The sequence below is a fragment of the Massilia sp. YIM B02769 genome (assembly GCF_030411995.1).
Lineage (GTDB): Bacteria > Pseudomonadota > Gammaproteobacteria > Burkholderiales > Burkholderiaceae_D > Telluria.
The window spans coordinates 319282-335658 of record NZ_JASNRC010000005.1 but is presented as its reverse complement, the minus strand read 5'-3'; the positions used below and the strand labels follow the sequence as shown (position 1 = coordinate 335658).

At 65.8% G+C, this 16377-nt stretch carries 17 protein-coding genes; 8 read left to right on the top strand and 9 right to left on the bottom strand.

The genetic code is table 11. The annotated features are described in order from the left end of the window. The first annotated feature begins 85 nt into the window (after positions 1–85). The 3 genes from QPK31_RS10530 to QPK31_RS10520 are packed head-to-tail and all read left to right on the top strand — an operon-like array spanning position 86 to position 1769. Positions 86–265, top strand: coding sequence for a hypothetical protein (locus tag QPK31_RS10530; protein ID WP_290422886.1), 180 nt, complete (start codon positions 86–88; stop codon positions 263–265). Then, positions 262–417 carry a hypothetical protein gene (locus QPK31_RS10525; RefSeq protein ID WP_290422885.1) on the top strand — a complete coding sequence of 52 codons (156 nt, stop codon included), beginning with the start codon at positions 262–264 and terminating at the stop codon, positions 415–417. The genes QPK31_RS10530 and QPK31_RS10525 overlap by 4 nt, the downstream gene beginning before the upstream one ends. Further along, positions 414–1769 carry an MBL fold metallo-hydrolase gene (locus QPK31_RS10520; RefSeq protein WP_290422884.1) on the top strand — a complete coding sequence of 452 codons (1356 nt, stop codon included), beginning with the start codon at positions 414–416 and terminating at the stop codon, positions 1767–1769. The genes QPK31_RS10525 and QPK31_RS10520 overlap by 4 nt, the downstream gene beginning before the upstream one ends. A gap of 14 nt (positions 1770–1783) precedes the next feature. On the opposite strand, the gene QPK31_RS10515 is transcribed toward QPK31_RS10520, so the two are convergent. Then, positions 1784–2497 carry a hypothetical protein gene (locus QPK31_RS10515; RefSeq protein ID WP_290422883.1) on the bottom strand — a complete coding sequence of 238 codons (714 nt, stop codon included), beginning with the start codon at positions 2495–2497 and terminating at the stop codon, positions 1784–1786. 159 nt (positions 2498–2656) lie between these two features. Here QPK31_RS10515 and QPK31_RS10510 point away from each other — a divergent pair, with 159 nt between their 5' ends. Continuing rightward, positions 2657–3136: a cupin domain-containing protein gene (locus QPK31_RS10510; RefSeq protein ID WP_290422882.1), complete on the top strand. Its 480-nt coding sequence runs from the start codon at positions 2657–2659 to the stop codon at positions 3134–3136. Between the two features lie 144 nt (positions 3137–3280). Here the strand turns inward: QPK31_RS10510 and zwf are convergent, their stop codons facing one another. Next, positions 3281–4747 carry a glucose-6-phosphate dehydrogenase gene (zwf, locus tag QPK31_RS10505; protein WP_290422881.1) on the bottom strand — a complete coding sequence of 489 codons (1467 nt, stop codon included), beginning with the start codon at positions 4745–4747 and terminating at the stop codon, positions 3281–3283. 175 nt (positions 4748–4922) lie between these two features. Here zwf and pnuC point away from each other — a divergent pair, with 175 nt between their 5' ends. Both pnuC and QPK31_RS10495 read left to right on the top strand, forming a co-directional pair. Beyond that, a complete protein-coding gene (gene pnuC, locus QPK31_RS10500; protein WP_290422880.1) occupies positions 4923–5513 on the top strand; it encodes a nicotinamide riboside transporter PnuC in 591 nt (196 codons plus the stop codon). Continuing rightward, complete coding sequence (locus QPK31_RS10495; RefSeq protein ID WP_290422879.1) at positions 5510–6685, top strand: AAA family ATPase; 1176 nt, start codon at positions 5510–5512, stop codon at positions 6683–6685. Before pnuC ends, QPK31_RS10495 begins: the two co-directional genes overlap by 4 nt. Here the strand turns inward: QPK31_RS10495 and QPK31_RS10490 are convergent. Further along, positions 6567–7460: a LysR family transcriptional regulator gene (locus QPK31_RS10490; protein WP_290422878.1), complete on the bottom strand. Its 894-nt coding sequence runs from the start codon at positions 7458–7460 to the stop codon at positions 6567–6569. The two genes, QPK31_RS10495 and QPK31_RS10490, sit on opposite strands and share 119 nt — an antisense overlap. A gap of 230 nt (positions 7461–7690) precedes the next feature. Here QPK31_RS10490 and QPK31_RS10485 point away from each other — a divergent pair, with 230 nt between their 5' ends. Both QPK31_RS10485 and QPK31_RS10480 read left to right on the top strand, forming a co-directional pair. After that, positions 7691–8740 carry an NAD(P)-dependent alcohol dehydrogenase gene (locus QPK31_RS10485; protein WP_290422877.1) on the top strand — a complete coding sequence of 350 codons (1050 nt, stop codon included), beginning with the start codon at positions 7691–7693 and terminating at the stop codon, positions 8738–8740. A 34-nt stretch (positions 8741–8774) separates the two neighbouring features. Next, a complete protein-coding gene (locus tag QPK31_RS10480; RefSeq protein WP_290422876.1) occupies positions 8775–9971 on the top strand; it encodes an MFS transporter in 1197 nt (398 codons plus the stop codon). A 57-nt stretch (positions 9972–10028) separates the two neighbouring features. Here the strand turns inward: QPK31_RS10480 and QPK31_RS10475 are convergent, their stop codons facing one another. From QPK31_RS10475 to QPK31_RS10450, 6 genes are all read right to left on the bottom strand, one after another. Then, positions 10029–11450 carry a tetratricopeptide repeat protein gene (locus QPK31_RS10475; protein ID WP_290422875.1) on the bottom strand — a complete coding sequence of 474 codons (1422 nt, stop codon included), beginning with the start codon at positions 11448–11450 and terminating at the stop codon, positions 10029–10031. Next, positions 11435–11824, bottom strand: coding sequence for an energy transducer TonB (locus QPK31_RS10470; protein ID WP_290422874.1), 390 nt, complete (start codon positions 11822–11824; stop codon positions 11435–11437). The genes QPK31_RS10475 and QPK31_RS10470 overlap by 16 nt, the downstream gene beginning before the upstream one ends. A gap of 78 nt (positions 11825–11902) precedes the next feature. Continuing rightward, the gene (locus QPK31_RS10465; protein ID WP_290422873.1) at positions 11903–13534 is read right to left on the bottom strand and encodes a mechanosensitive ion channel family protein; all 1632 of its coding nucleotides are present in this window, start codon (positions 13532–13534) and stop codon (positions 11903–11905) included. Positions 13535–13938: 404 nt separating this feature from the next. Beyond that, positions 13939–14934, bottom strand: coding sequence for a DUF3800 domain-containing protein (locus QPK31_RS10460; protein WP_290422872.1), 996 nt, complete (start codon positions 14932–14934; stop codon positions 13939–13941). Positions 14935–15176: 242 nt separating this feature from the next. Next, entirely contained in the window at positions 15177–15581 is a 405-nt protein-coding gene (locus tag QPK31_RS10455) for a hypothetical protein (RefSeq protein WP_290422871.1), read from the bottom strand. Between the two features lie 2 nt (positions 15582–15583). Continuing rightward, complete coding sequence (locus tag QPK31_RS10450; protein WP_290422870.1) at positions 15584–16333, bottom strand: SapC family protein; 750 nt, start codon at positions 16331–16333, stop codon at positions 15584–15586. Between the last annotated feature and the right edge of the window lie 44 nt (positions 16334–16377).

Genomic DNA, 16377 nt, shown 5'->3' with positions numbered 1-16377 from the left:
CCTGCGGGCGGACAGGTTCCCAGAGCTAGGCGAATACCCGGTATTGCTGCTACAGTGGCACCCCGTTTTTCGCGATCCGCCATCCATGCATCCAGCATTCCGTTTCGCCGTCAGCGCCGTCCTTGCCTGCCACCTGGGCGCCATGCCCCCGGCCCGGGCAGCCGATCCGGCGAACCCGCTGCCCGTGATCGCCATGCAGCACACCAGCTGGAACGCGGCCGACGGCGCGCCGGCCGGCGTCGTCAGGCGCAGGCACTGGAAGTGAGCGTGGCCGACGGCGGCCGCGACGGCCACTGGGGCATCCCCGGCATGCGCGAGCGCGCGGCCGGCATCGGCACCCTCGACGTGGCCTCGGCGCCGGGCCAGGGCACGACCTGGACGCTGAAGGTGCCGCTGCACGAAACCACCAACGCATGAACACCATGAACCCAGCCATTACCATCTCCCGCATCCTGCATGCGGGCTACGTCTTCGAATGCGAGGGCACGCGCATCGCCTTCGACACGATTTTTGAAAACCCGTTCAGCCGCAATTGCCATGCGTTCCCGGGCATGCGCTTCGACGAAGCCGCGATCCGGCGGCAGCGCTTCGACGCGGTCTTCATCTCGCACTTCCACGACGACCACTGCTCGCTCGAGAGCCTGGATTTGCTGGACCGCGCCACGCCGATCTATTTGTACTGCATCTTCGACGAACTGTTTGCCATGCTGCGCCAGCTCGGCTTCGCGAAGGTGCAGCCGCTGCGCCTGAACGAACCCGTGACGGTCGGACCCTTCCAGGTGACGCCGCGCGAAGCGATGGATGCCGATGTCGACTCGATGTTCCAGGTGCGCGCGGCCGGCCTGAACGTGCTGAACGTGGTCGACTCGTGGATCGACGACACGACACTGGGCCAACTGGCCGAGGAAGGGCCGTGGGACATGGTGCTGTGGCCCTTCCAGACCATGCGCGAGCTGGAGGTGCTGGCGCCGTCGCGCCACGCGGCCGCGCCGCCGACCTTGCCGGAGGAGTGGATCGATCAGTTGAAAGCACTGGCGCCGCGCTACGTGGTGCCGAGTTCCTGCCAGTTCCTGCAGGAGCCCTGGTCCTGGTACAACCGGGCCTTCTTCCCGATCTCCTACGCGCAGTTCGCGCGCGAGGTGGGCGCTGCCTTGCCGCAGGCGCGGATCGTGCGCCTGGACCCGGGCGTCTCGGTCAGGCTCGATGCGGCCGGATTGCAGCCGGCAGCGCCGCTGCCCTGGGTGATCCCGGTCGGCGAGCAGGATGTCGACTACGTCTACGAGGGCAATGCGGCCGCGCCGCCGACGAGCGAGATCGCACGCCATTTCGCGCCGCTGACCGCCGTCCAGCGCGAGCGCGTGCTGGACTACTGCCGCAGCGGCCTGCCGGAAAAATACGGCGAGGTCGAGGCGGCCTCCGACTACTTCGAGCAGCCGCGCATCTGGCAGCTCTCGGTGGTCGATAGCGATGGCGCCGTGACGCGCTGGCGCTACCGCCTGGCGCCCGAGGGCAAGGCGACCATCGACGAGAGCGAGGAACCGCTGGGCTGGACCACCGAGATCCCGGCCACCAAGCTGTATGGCGCGCTGGAGCAGGGCGAGTCGCTGACCACGATGTACCTGCGCATCAACGATACCGTGTTCGACCCCGATACCGAGCGCGACCTGCTGGAAGCCGACGTGGTCGACGATCCGCTGATCCGTACCCTGTTCAGCGATACCTTCGGCGCCTACCAGGCCGCGCAGCTGAGACGCCTGCTGGCGCGCTAGCTCATTTACTCGGCTTATTTACCAAGCAGGCGCAGCGACTGCTCCCAGTTCTCGTTCCAGTCCAGCAGGCAGTCGTGGGTCTTGAAGGCGCGCTTCAGGGCGCCGAGCGGCGCGCGGTACACGTCGTGCAGGCCCAGCGCCAGCGTCACCGGGTTCCACACTGCGTTGCGCTTCGACTTGCGCGCGCTGGCTTTCACGCGGGCGCCATCGTCCCCAAAAATGCCGATGGCGTCGTCCAGCGCCTTTTCCAAATTCATGCGCACGATGGGGCCGAAGGCGGCCAGGACCTCGGCCTTCCCGATGCCGAGCTGGGATTCGGCGGCGGGCTTCGGCTTGGCCGCAGCTTGCGGCTGCGCCTCGTGTTTCAGCCTTGCGGCCAGCTTTTCGATCTCCTTTTTCTGGAAGCGCAGGTCGTCCAGCGGCCGCGTGAAGCCTGGCGCGGGCAGGCGCGCCACGATCTTGTAGGCATCCTTGGTCATCGTGATCAGGACGTCCTCGCTGCCGGCGGCCAGGCGCGCGATGTCGTCCTCGAAGAAGATCGGCGCCGCGTAGCCGCCGTTGGCGTCGCCGAACAGGTCCGGGTAGGCCGGGTCGTAGTCGAGCCAGACATAAGGCGTGAGCGCGTGCTCCAGCAGGCGCGCCAGGGTCCAGGGTGTGCCGGTTTGACAGGCCAGCCAGTCGCAGGCTTCTGACGTGGTGGCGCGGAAGGGCAGGTCGGTGGTGCGCATGGTTCTTTCGAAAAGAGTCGTAACGCGCATTGTAGGGTGAACCGAGGGCGCTTGCCTATTCATGAGGCCTGTTCATAAGGCTTAGCGCCTGTGTGCGCTGTTCATCGCGCAGGCTGGCCGTTACAGTGAGGGCATGACCACAATGACAAGGAGAGCCATGTGAACAAGCGAGCGATGATCATGACGATGCTGCTGGCGGCATGCGGGCTGGCCCACGCGGCTGGCGAGAACGGCGCGAGGGAGCAAACCATCTTCCGCGCCGGGGCCGCGCCGTCCTCGAACGGACCCGCCGCCAATTTCGACGGCAAGGTGCACGTCGATCCGCTGTTCCCGGCCGGCGCGCAGGGCAGCTTCAGCGCGGCCACGGTGAATTTCGAACCCGGCTCCCGCTCGGCCTGGCATACGCACCCGGCCGGCCAGTACCTGATCGTCACAAAAGGGACGGGCTGGACCCAGGCCGAGGGCGGCCCGGTCGAGGAGCTGCACGCCGGCGACGCCGTCTGGTGCCCGCCCGGCGTCAAGCACTGGCATGGCGCCACCCCCACCACCGCGATGAGCCATATCGCCCTCACCGCCACCCGCGACGGCAAGAACGTCGAATGGCTGGAAAAAGTCAGCGCCCAGCAATATCGCCGCTGAAGGGAGCCGAGAAGCCGGGGTCAGGTCTGACATTCGGACACGAGCTCTGCCGTGACGTCCATTTTCGGTGGTTCCTGGCGACGCTGAAATCTGCCTTATTGCCGAGGCCGTGTCTGAATGTCAGACCTGACCCCCGCTGTTAGGTCATTCGAACCAGGCGAAGCCGTCGCGCGCCAGCAGCGCGAACGACGCGGCGGGGCCCCAGGAGCCGGCCGCATACTGCTGCGGCTTTTCGCCCAGGGTCTTCCAGCCTTCGATGATCGGGTCAGCCCAGTCCCAGGCCGCTTCCAGTTCGTCGCGGCGCATGAAGTGGGTCAGGCGGCCGCGCACGACGTCGATCAGCAGGCGCTCGTAGGCCTCGGCGCGGCGCTGCTGGAAGGCCGATTGCAAATCGAGGTTCAGTTCCACCTGCTGCATCTGCATGCCGCTGCCCGGTTGCTTGGCCATGATCTGCAGCTTGATCGCTTCTTCAGGCTGCAGCTCGATCACCAGGCGGTTGGTCACGCCGGCCGGGTTTTCCGGGAACAGCGGGAAAGGGGGATTCGCGAATTCGATCACGATTTTCGACGAACGGCGCGCCATGCGCTTGCCGGTGCGCAGGTAGAACGGCACCTTCGACCAGCGCCAGGTGTCGATGTGGGCGCGCAAGGCGACGAAGGTCTCGGTGCGGCTGTCCTGCGGCACATTGGCTTCTTCCAGGTAGCCTTTGACTTCCTCGCCGCCGCCCACGCCGTGGCTGTACTGGCCGCGCACGGTGTCGCGCGCGATGTCGGCCAGGGTAAAGCGGCGCAGCGAGCGCAGCACCTTCAGCTTTTCGTCGCGCACGGCGTCCGGCGCCAGCGAAGTCGGCGGCTCCATCGCCACGATGCACAGCAGCTGCAGCAGGTGGTTCTGCACCATGTCGCGCATGGCGCCGGTGCTGTCGTAGAAGCCGGCGCGGCTGCCCACGCCCACTTCTTCGGCCACCGTGATCTGCACGCTGACGATGTTCGGCGCGCGCCAGATCGGTTCAAGGATCGAGTTCCCGAAGCGCAGCACGGTCAGGTTCTGCACCGTTTCCTTGCCCAGGTAATGGTCGATGCGGTAGATCTGCGATTCGGTGAAGTGCTTGCCGACCGCCTCATTGATCTCGACGGCCGAGGCCAGGTCGCGGCCGAGCGGCTTTTCCAGCACCACGCGGGCGTTCTTGTCGACCAGGCCGGCGCTTGATAACTTGTCGCAGATGGTGGTGAACAGCGAGGGTGCGGTGGCCAGATAAAACACGCGCTGGGCGCCGGTGCGCGACACCTCGGTCAGGGCGCCGAAGTCGGGCGCGGCCTGGACGTCGAGGCGCACGAATTCGAGCAGCGTCAGGAAGCCGGACCAGGTGGTCTCGTTGAAGTTCTCGGCCGCGATGAAGGGACGCGAGTGTTCGGTCACGTAGCCGGCGTAGGCCGCGTTGTCGAAGTCCTGGCGGCCGGTGGAGAGGATGCGCGTGGCGTCCGGCAGGTTGCCGTGCAGGTAGGCCATGTACAGGGCCGGCAGCAGCTTGCGCATCGCAAGGTCGCCGACACCGCCAAAGATGACCATGTCGAGAGGGAGATCGGTGTCGTGGGCTGGTGTTGGCGTCATGTCGGATTCGTGTCGTTGAGCGGCCGTTCGTGCGCGTGCAGGGCGGGCCGGATGTTATTCGAGCGGACTAGCATATCACTAGCAGGAAGAATCGGTGGACGGGGCGCGCTGCGGCCGCTTGCCGCAGGCGATTTTTGCTGGCCCGGATGCGCCCCGGGCTGGCATACTGACGACCATGATCGGACCACTCGAAATCGCCGCCAACGGCTTCGCCACCGCCGCCATCCTCCTGGCGGGGCGCAACAGCATCCATACCTGGTGGACCGGCATCGTCGGCTGCACCTTGTTCGGCCTCGTGTTCTTCGAGGCGAAGCTGTATGCCGACGTGATACTGCAGGTCTTCTTCGTGCTGTCGAGCGTGGCCGGCTGGCGCCTGTGGCTGCGCGGCGACCACGGGCGTGCGCTCGGCGTCCGTTCGGCCGACCTGCGCAGCCTGGCCTGGATCGTCCCGCTGGGCCTGGCCTGCGCCGTCGGCTATGGCGCGCTGCTGCACTTCTGGACCGACGCCTACGCGCCCTTCGCCGATTCGATGGTGCTGGTCTTCAGCGTGATCGCCCAGCTGCTGCTGATGAAGCGCCGCATCGAGAACTGGCCGTTCTGGCTGCTGGTGAACTCGATCGCGGTGCCGCTGTATGCCAGCCGCGAGCTGTACCTGACGGCCTTCCTGTACGGCGTCTACTGGGTCAACGCCATTGTCGCCTGGGTGCGCTGGCGCCGCCTGGCGCGGCTGCAGAAAGACGGCGGGACGGTGCTGGCGCAGGCATGACGCGCTACCGGCGCGGCCTGGTGGTCGGCAAGTTCTGTCCGCTGCACCGCGGGCACATGTTCCTGATCGAACGTGCACTGCAAGCCTGCGACGAGGTGCTGGTCATCAGCTACACGAAGCCGGGGTTCGCGCGCTGCGCCACCGACACGCGCGACGGCTGGCTGGCCGGCCTGTTCCCCGGAGTGCGGCGCCTGGTGGTCGACGACGCTTGGCTGGGTGCAGCCTTGTCATGCGGCGAGATCACGCATCCTGTGGCGCTGCCGCACAACGACGCGCCCGCCGCCGTGCACCGGGAATTCTGCGCCTGGCTGTGCCGGACCTTCGGCGGCGGGCCGGTCGATGCGGTGTTCACCAGCGAGGAATATGGCGATGGCTTTGCGGCTGTCCTGTCGGCCGATTTTTCGGCGTGGTCCGGACGTGCGCATCGCGTCGAGCACGTCTGCGTCGACCTGGCGCGCGGCGCGGTGCCGGTATCCGGGACCGCCGTGCGCAGCGATCCCGCCGCCTGGCGCGAGTTCCTCGATCCGCTGGTGTATGCCGATCTGGTCGACCGCGTGTGCATCCTGGGCGGCGAGTCGAGCGGCAAGACCACGCTGGTCGAGGCGCTCGCCGCTGCCTTGGGCACGGTGGCGGTGCCGGAAGTCGGACGAACCCGCGGGGAAGAGAAGGGCGGACATTTCGTCTACGCGGACATGCGGGCGATTGCCGAAGACCAGGTCGCGCTCGAGATCGCGCTGGCCCAGCACACGCCCGGTCCGCTGATCTGCGACGGCAGCGCCCTGACCACGGTGTTCTACAGCGAGGATGGCTATGGCAGGGTCGACCCGCTGGTCGAGAGGCTGGGCCGCCGCCGCTACAGCCACACCTTCGTCTGCGCGCCGGATTTCCCCTTCGTGCAGGACGGCACACGGCGCGATGCGGCCTTCCGCCAGCGCCAGCACGACTGGTACCTGGCGACGCTGGCGCACCGGGGTGTCGACTACACGATCCTGCATGGGCCGGTCCACGAACGGGTTCGCCAGGCCTTGCTGGTGCTGCGTCGGGCAGCGCAGCCTACCCCTTGTACCGAATCGCATCGATCACCAGCCCCAGTGCCCGCGAAGACTGGCGCCGGCTCGGGTAATACGCGAACAGCCCCGGAAAGCGCGGACACCAGTCCTGCATCACGCTGACCAATCGTCCGGCCGCCACGTGCGGCGCCGTCATCTCCTCGGGCAGGAAACCGATGCCGCAGCCGTCGAGCGCCACCTGCAGGATGTGCGGTGCGGTGTTGCACACCACCTGGCCGCGCACCCGCAGTTCGAGGTCGCGTCCCGCGTTCTGCAGCTCCCAGGCATACAGCCCGCCGCTGCTGGCCAGGCGCAGGGCGATGCAGTTGTGTTTCATGAGGTCTTGCGGCGTCTCCGGAAGCGGACGATTCGCGAAGTAGCCTGGCGCGGCGACAATCGACATCGGCATGTCGACCGTCAGCCGCACTGCGATCATGTCCTTGTCGACCTGGTCGCCGTAGCGCACGCCGATGTCGAAGCGCTCGGCCGCGATGTCGACCAGGCGGTAGTCGGAACTGAGCTCGACGTGCAGGTCGGGATACAGCGGCAGCAGCGGCGCCAGGCGCGGCCACAGCAGGCTCTCGATCACGTGGTCGATGGCGGTGATGCGGATGGTGCCGGCCGGCTTGTCGCCCAGGTCGCTCACCGCCGTGATTTCGGCCTCGATCTCTTCCAGCCGCGGGCCGACGTTCTGCAGCAGGCGCTCGCCGGCTTCGGTGGGAGACACGCTGCGCGTGGTGCGCGTCAGCAGGCGCACGCCGAGGCGCTCCTCCAGGCCGCGGATGATGTGGCTGAGGGCCGACTGCGTCATGCCGAGCTGGCTCGCAGCGCGCGTAAAGCTGCGCTCGCGGGCGACGGCGAGGAAGACCAGGATGTCGTTGATGTTGTCGCGGGCCATGGTGGATCTCGAAAATAGGGGGCGGCCGACGCCGTTCCGCCGGATCGTTTATGATACCGCGCACCGAATCGACGTGTCGATTCATGATGGATATTCATAAGGGCATGCAATTTCGCCTCCGTTTTGCCTGCCCGTTTTCCTTTACCATCATCGCCTGTTTCGACCTCGCGCCCTGCAAGCGCCAGGTCCGCATCGCGCAACACCTTCGACAAACATCCCAAAGGACCAACATGACCGTCAAAGCCTACGGCGCCCACGCCGGCGACCAGCCCCTCGTTTCCCTCGACATCACCCGCCGCGAATCGGGTGCGCACGACGTGCAGATCGACATCGCCTTCTGCGGCGTCTGCCACTCCGACCTGCACCAGGTGCGCGGCGAATGGGCCGGCACCCAGTACCCATGCGTGCCGGGCCACGAAATCGTCGGCCGCGTCGCGGCCATCGGCGCCCACGTCACCAAGCACAAGGTCGGCGACCTGGTCGGCGTCGGCTGCATGGTCGACAGCTGCCAGCATTGCGCCGACTGCGAAGACGGCCTGGAAAACTACTGCGACGGCATGGTCGGCACCTACAACGGCCCGACCGCCGACGCCCCCGGCCACACCCTGGGCGGCTATTCCGAGCAGATCGTCGTGCACGAGCGCTTCGTCCTGAGCGTGAGCCACCCGGAAGAGCAGCTGGCCGCCGTGGCGCCCCTGCTGTGCGCCGGCATCACCACCTGGTCGCCGCTGCGCCACTGGAACGCCGGTCCCGGCAAGCGCGTGGGCATCGTCGGCATCGGCGGCCTGGGCCACATGGGCATCAAGCTGGCGCGCGCCATGGGCGCCCACGTGGTTGCCTTCACCACCTCGGAAGCCAAGCGCGCGGATGCGCTGGCGCTCGGCGCTCACGAAGTGGTGGTCTCGCGCGATCCTGTTGCGATGGCCGAACAGGCGAAAAGCCTGGACCTGATCGTCAACACCGTCGCCGCGCCGCACGACCTGGACGCTTTCCTGAACCTGCTCAAGCGCGACGGCACCATGGTGCTGGTCGGCGCGCCGTCGTCGCCGCACCCGTCGCCGCAGGTGTTCAACCTGATCATGAAGCGCCGTGCCATCGCCGGCTCGATGATCGGCGGTATTCCGGAAACCCAGGAGATGCTGGATTTCTGCGCCGAGCACGGCATCGTCGCCGACATCGAGATGATCCGCGCCGACGAGATCAACGCCGCCTACAAGCGCATGCTCAAGGGCGACGTCAAGTACCGTTTCGTGATCGACAGCGCCACCCTGGCCGCTTGAACACCCCCATCGATGAGGAAGAAGCAGTAGCAGCATGAATCCGCCAGTATCCACAACCGCCGCGCCGGCGGTGCCAACCAATGCCGCCTGGGGCGCGGTCTTCGCCATGGCCCTGGGCGCCTTTGCCCTGGTCGCCTCCGAGTTCATGCCGGTCAGCCTGCTTACGCCGGTGGCTGCGGAACTCGGCATCAGCGAAGGCCAGGCCGGGCAGGCGATCTCGGTGTCCGGGGCCTTCGCCCTGCTCACCAGCTTGGTTCTAGCGCCGCTTGCCGGACGTCTCGACCGCAAGGTCCTGCTGCTCGGCCTGACCGTGATGATGATCGTCTCGAGCACGGTGGCGGCGTTCGCCCCGAACTACCCGGTCTTCATGTTGGGGCGTGCTTTCATCGGCGTGGCGATCGGCGGCTTCTGGTCGATGTCGGCGGCCACCGCGATGCGCCTGGTGCCGAAGGAGCAGGTGCCGCGCGCGCTGGCCATCCTGAACGGCGGGAATGCGCTCGCCACCGTGATCGCCGCGCCGCTGGGCAGCTTCCTCGGCGGCGTGATCGGCTGGCGTGGGGCTTTCTTCTGCCTGGTGCCGGTGGCGGCGTTCGCGCTGCTCTGGAAGTTCGTCAGCCTGCCGCCGCTGCCGAGCAAGGGCGGCGCCAGCCTGGGTGCGACCTTCACATTGCTGAAGCGGCCGGCCATCGTGCTCGGCATGGCCGGCACCGGCCTGTTCTTCATGGGGCAGTTCGCGCTCTATACCTATCTGCGGCCTTTCCTGGAAACGGTGACGCATGCGGGCGTGACGACGCTGTCGCTGCTGTTGCTGCTGGTTGGCGTGGCCGGCTTCGTGGGCACCACGCTGATCGGCGGCTTCCTGAAGAACCACATGTACCGCACCCTGGTGACGATTCCGCTGCTGATGGCGGTCATCGCCGGCGGCCTGCTGGCCTGGGGCGGCTCGGTGGCGGCAACCGCCGTCCTGCTTTGCTTGTGGGGCCTGGTGGCCACCGCCGCGCCGGTCGGCTGGTGGACCTGGCTGGCGCAGAGCCTGCCGCAGGAAGCGGAAGGCGGCGGCGGGCTGATCGTGGCGACGGTGCAGCTGGCGATTGCCGGCGGCGCGACGCTGGGCGGTGTGCTGTTCGATGCGCGCGGCCATGCGGCCACCTTCAGCCTGAGCGCGGGCATTTTGCTGCTGGCGGCGCTGTTCGCGGCGCTGGCCGCGCGCGCGGCGAAAGCGGCGGCCTGACTGGCGCGGCGTTCGCTCCAAACGGGGCCGGCCGGTGCACAGGCACCGCGCCGGCCCTTATTTTTTGCGCTGCGGCGGGGTGGCGGGCGCCGGGGCCGGTTCCGGGGTGGGGTTGCTCAGCTGCGCGATCTGCGCCTCGGCTTCCAGCACATCGGGATGCCGGGCGCCGAGCAGCGGCAGCAAGGCCTGCTTCACCTGCTGCTGCAACGCCAGGGCGCGGGCCGTGTCGCCGCGGGCGCGGTAGACCAGCGCCATGTCGGCGCGCACGCGCTCGATGTCGTAGACGTTGGCGCCGCCGGCGGCCGGATAATGGTCGAGCGCCTTTTCGTACAGCGGCAGCGCCAGATCGAGGCGGCCAAGCGCATGCTGCACCTCGCCGACGTAGCTCTCCATGCCCGCCAGCCCTAGCTGCCAGATGGTCCCATCGCGCCGCGCCGTCGCGTAGCGGGTCCTGGCCGCGGCCATCGCGTCGCGCTTTCCTTCTTTCTTTGCCGCTTCCCAGTCGGCTTCGGCTGCCTGCAAGGCCGCCGCGCTGGCCGCGCGTCCGGCTTCGAGGCGCGGCAGCTGGGCTTCGCCCGTGGCCAGCGCCGCCTGCAGGCGTCCGCTGCGCACCTGGACGGCCATGTCCTCTTCCACGCGCGCCAGGTCGGCGCGCAGGCCATCGGGCTTGGCCTGCGGACGGTCGGCCAGCGCCGCCAGCGCTTCGGCCTCCCGGTAGCGCCCCTGGGCATAATAGATACTGGCGCGCTCGAAATCGAGGCGGCGCAGCTTGAGTGCATCCGCGCCGCTTGCCTTGGCCTTGTCGATCAAGCGGTTCACCAGTGCTTCGGCGCGCTCGTGGTCTTCGCTGCGGTAGTAATGGTCCGTGGCAGCCAGGTAGGCGTTGTAGTTGATGCCGTCGAATGGCGCCGGGTCCGCATCCAGCGCGGCGAACAGGCGCGGCGCCAGCGCGTTGACTGTCGGGTCGTCGCCCATTGCGGTGGCCAGCAGCATCAGCTCGCGCGCCACGGACAAGGACACCGGATCGTTGGCGCCGCCGGTCTTGTCGGCCACGGCCAGCGCCGACTCCAGCAGGTTCAGGGCGAGCGGGCAGTGGGCGGCAGCGCGCGCCGTGCGTCCGCGCCGCAGGATTTCCTGGGCCAGGGCGGCGCTCGCAGGGGCCGCTTTCCAGGTCGCCCCTGCGCGCTCGGCCAGGTCGAGCGCCGCCTTGCGGTTGGCATCGCGCTGCGGCTGCGGTCCGCTTTGGCGCGCGGTGGCAAAGGCGAGGTCGGCCTGGGCGGCGGCGAGGGCCAGGTCGTGCGGGCCGGGCGCGGCCCTGGCGGTGTCCAACGCCTGCCTCGCGCGCGCCAGGCCATCCGGGTCGACCTGGTAGACCGGCGTGTCGCAGACGATGGCGCCGGCGGGGGGCAGTTGTGCAACGGCGCTGCCGGATGCGGCCAGCAGGCAGAAGATCAGGGCGCGCATCAATCGAGTGTCCATACGTATTGCACCTGCATGGAAGCCTGCACCGGCTGACCGTCGAGGCTGGCGGGACGGAAGCGGCAGCGCGTCAGCGCGGCATAGGCGGCGTTGTCGAGGTTGGGGAAACCCGAGCTGCGCGCCACCGTGGCGCCCAGCAGGTGGCCGCTTGCCGCCACCGTGAAACCGAGCGTGACCACGCCCGTCTCTTCGTTGCGGATCGATGCGCGCGGATACCCCGGCTTCGGACACAGGTCCCAGGACAGGATTTCGGCCGGCTGGGTAATCCGGGCAAATTTCGGCGCATACTGATCCGGCGCATTGGCAGCCGGCGCAGCGGGTGCTGCCGATGCGAGGGCCGGCAACAGCAAGAGGAGTAGGCAGAGAGGGCGCATTGCTGGACTCGTTGGTTATACGGCAAGTATAGCCAACAAGTTTCCGCCAGGCGATAAAATTCCGCGCCACCCGCCTGCTTACTCCGCTGCCTGGGCTTCCCTGGCCGGCGCGGGTGTCCAGGCGCCCGGCGCGACCACATGCGAGCTGGCCGGCTCCTGCATGTAGTGCGGCGAGGTCAGTTGCACGCCATGGCGGTTGAACTCGTCCACGATGCGCCCGTGCAGGCGGCTTTGCAGCGCCACCCGCTCATGCGGATTCGCCACATGCGACTGCGCCACCAGCCGGTAGGCGATATAGAAGTCCGACAAGGCCGTCTGCGCGACGAAAGGCGCCGGCTCGGCCAGGATGCCCTGGGCATCGCGCGCAGCCTGCAGCAGCAGCGCGTGCACCTGGCGCCAGGGCGTGTCGTAGCCCACGGTCACCGCCGCCTCGACGGCAAAGCCATCCTCCACGCCGGTGCGCGAGAAATTCCGGGTCGTGTTCGACAGCACCAGCGCGTTCGGCAGCGAGATCTCGGCGCCGAGGCCGGTACGCAGGCGCGTCTCGAACATGCCCAGTTCCACCACCGTGCCTTCGGCCTCGCCGATGCGCACGTATTCTCCCTTGCGCAGGGTGCGGGTGTACATCAGGATCAGGCCGGAGGCGCCTTGCGCCACCAGGCTGGAGCCGCCGATCGACACCATGATACCGGCCAGTACGGTCACGCCCTGGAAGGCGGCGGTGTGCGAACCCGGCAGATACGGATAGGCCATCGCCAGCGCAAACAGCACGATGGCGACGTTTACCAGGCGGCGCGTGGGCGGCGCCGTGTCCTGGTCGAGCCAGCCGACTTCGAGTTCGCCGCTTTCCACGCGCTTCAGGATCGAGCCGGCGGTGCGGATGGCCATGCGCGCCAGCAGCGCGATCAGGGCGACGACCAGCAGGCCGGGCAGGGCGCGGCCGATGCCGGCCAGGACGTCGAAGCCGGTGGCGACCAGGTAGTCGCGCAGGCGGTCGCCCCAGTCGTGGAAATACGGGATGTGCCCGAGCAGGAAGGTCGCCCACAGGAAGGTGGCGAACAGGCGCAGCGCCCACAGCAGCAGGCCGGCGAGCTGGCGGAGGAAGCGTACGATGTAGTCGGCGTCGAGCACGGCGACGTTGCGGAAGCGCACCTGCTCGAGCTTGCGGCTGACCGAGCGCTTGGTAAAGGCGCGCACGCGGCGGTGCAGGATGCCCAGGCTGCGGAGCACCAGCCAGTAGCCGAGCGTGGCGGCCAGGCACCAGGCGCCGGCGATCAGCAGGGCGCGCGGGCTGGCCTGTTCGCGCCGTTCCTGCAGCACGCGGTTCAGGGTGGCGGCGGCTTCCTGCGCGGCTTCCTCGGTGGTGTCGCCGGCCAGGGCGTTGACGTCGTTCGGGGTGACCAGGAACAGCAGCTTCCCGTCCAGCATGACTTGCGTGCCTTCGCCGATCGAGCGCGTGCTGGCGTGCTGCGGCCCGCCGGCGGCAATCGCCTTGTCGAGCCGCTTGCGGGCGCCGTCTGCGCGGTCCTGGGGCGGGAAGCCGGCCAGGCTGGAGCGGAACACGAAGATGGTGCGGGCGCCGACGTTCAGCGGTGCGGTGGCGACGGCGGCCGGGGTGGCGGGCAGGGCGGGTGCGGTGTCCTCGGCGCGGCCGACTGCGCTGAAGAAGAGGATGGACAGGAAAACAAGTAGGCGAACTGCGGCGGACATGGTCAGTTGCTGATGGGAAAACCCGCCATGATGCCATGTAATGGAGCGTTTGTCTGTTGCGTGGATCCGCCACGGAGCAGTATCAGGGCGCGATAATTTTCTCGACATCTTCCGACGATGCAGATGAGGTTCGGACCGCCAACACGGCCCAAGCCTCAGATATGCCGCAAAAGGACTCGGGCAAAGGCTCTGCCATAAATGGCGATATTACGAGATGTTTTGTTAGGAGCTTTTAGCTAATTTATAACCGAGAGAGATCAACTATAGAATTGTAGCGGAAGCAGATAGTGGCTTAAGCGCCGGTGAAACGAGTTAATCCCTAACTGCGAGCGGTGCGCCTACTTTTAATTTGTTATCAATTTAGTCGTGATCGAGGATGAGTAGTGGCGGCTGTCCTGGGGCGCCTAGGCTACCATAGGTTTTGCACTGCGGCCCATTATATTCAGTACTCTAGCGACTTCATTATCCGTACTGGCAGATTGGTCAAGACTTATCAATTTAACTGGTGTTTCATTGTTTATAGACTGCACAAAATTTGCGCCGATAAGATGCGCTATTTGATCTTTTTTTTCGAACCCATTACGGAGCAGACGTCGTATCCCGCTCGCTAGCAGGTCTGCAACCTGAATCCCAGGGGTATCAGCTGAATTCACGAGCCGGAAATTTTCGCGAATAATTTTCCCGATGTCGATACCACTGTTAATTTCGATGCCGTAGGTGTCTTTTAAATATGAAGGTATCTGGTCAGGTTGGTAAATATATTTTGAAAAATGGCTGTAGTCTGCCTCTTTTAAACTGATCATTGGGTCGTTAAATGAGCTCGTCTGTAGTAGCGCCGGTAGAATTTTGTAGAATGCGTCCTCATATTGGGTAGGTACCTGTGCCTTTTGATCCAGTTGCCATCTAAAATTAGCCAAGGCTGACGGATGACGTTGCACAAAGTAGAGCGTGCTGCTCGCTATAATCTGCTGAAACAAAACTACCTGGCACACCAATTGTGTGTAAAGTTGAGCTGGAAGTGACTGAATCTGTTTAGATAAATCAAGGACTGCTCGCCGTCCTGATTCGTGGATCATTTTATTCTGGTGCTCGATCACTTTAGTAGCCTGCATATCTCGATGGATCTCAACTTGTTCGCGCCGATGTAAGCCTACGTCGACAGCTACAGCAAACGCTAATCCATCAAGTTTGACTAATTCTCGGAGAAACCAAATATATTGGTCTTCACTGAAATGTTTAAGCTTCGTCTCCGCGCCTTTATTAAGGAGGTTGACCTTCTTCATAAGTCCTTCGATATGCCGCCGGCGATGTTCAGGAACGACATAAGCCGCGACTATACACCAAGAGTTAAGCTCGCCGGATTGAGTGAATGTGCCGGACTCGTCTACGAAGATATGCAATTTATCCCCTGCTAAATGTATAATGGTTCTGCTAGGATGTGACTAATGAGTGCGCGACTACTCGGCATTCTAAAGTCGTAGCGATTTCGGCTTTAGCGTACCAAATGGGATCCGGTCTAAGGCTAATCATTTGGCTTCCCCGAAGCCTCCGTTCGTACAGAGTCGGGACCGATAACACAGGTTTGAAAAGAATCTGTGTCGATACCTCTCGGATCCACCATTGTACGGTTACTCAAGCACCGCTAATCCGAGTGCGCCACCCGCAACCCATCCTTGTTATCCGGCAGCCAAACCTCGGCAATATCCGAACTCACATCGAAAAACCCCAACGCATGCTTGGCAGCCAGCCGGTACACCGTCTCGTGCGCTTGGTCGATCTTGTCCCAGTCGAGGAAGGAAATATAGATCAGGTCGCGCGCAATCGTGTAGTCGGCGCCGCTTTCCAGCTCCTCCGGCGTGTCGCCCGATACCGGCGCGAACTCCTGGCTCAGCTCGGCATAAAAGGCTTGCAGCGCAGGTGCGGCCAGGGCCGGGTCGTCGTAGCCATGCTCTTCCGGCCACTCGGTCTGGGCCTCGTACCAGTCGAGGAAAGCGGCGCGTTTGCGTGGCGCCGCTTCGGGCGCGAATACCATCAGGTCGTAGCTCATGGTCAGGCCGGCTGGCGGTCGAGCAGGGCGCCCAGGTTGTCGAGCGAAATCATGTGCGCATACAGGCGGCTCATGACGCCTTTGCCGATCAGCATGCGCAGGTCGTCGGCCTTCAGGCGTTCCAGCAATTGCTCTTCCACGCGGTACATGCCGGCCAGGTTGGTAATGGCGCCGCTCTTCGAAATCGCCTGGGCGCCGAAGGGACGCAGCACATCCAGCTTCGCCAGCAGGTCGCACATCTGCTGGGTCCGGATCAGGTCGGCTTCGTATTCCAGCACCAGGTGGCGCTGGCTGTCCCACCAGGGCTGGTTCTTGCCCTCGGCGTCGAGCAGGGGCTGGCCGTTGGCGTCGTCCAGCGCTTCGCTGGCCACGCAGACGATGCGCTCGTCCTGCTGCTGGCCGCCCTGGCTGACGGTGGCCATGCAGAAGGGATAGCGGCGCAGGTAGGCCGGCTGGTAGACGCCGTCGACCCAGGTGTTGCTCGGGCTGACGAACAGGTTTTCGTTGTTGGCCAGGCCGACCAGGGCCACCACGCCGAAGCTCTGGCCGTTGTCGGCGCTGGCGAAGATCACCGGGTAATGACGGCTGGCCGGGCCGATCTCGGCCATGGTGACCGGAATCGCATTGGTGCGGCGCAGGGCCGGCGGCACCAGGCCGGCTGCCGGACGGATGCGCTGGCTGTTGAGGACTGGCACGACTGCGCCGTAGCCGAACGGAGGGGTGATGGACAGGCTGCTGGTTTCTTGCTGCATATGCGGGTTCCTGAAAAAAAACCGGCCCCATCAGGGGCCGGAGT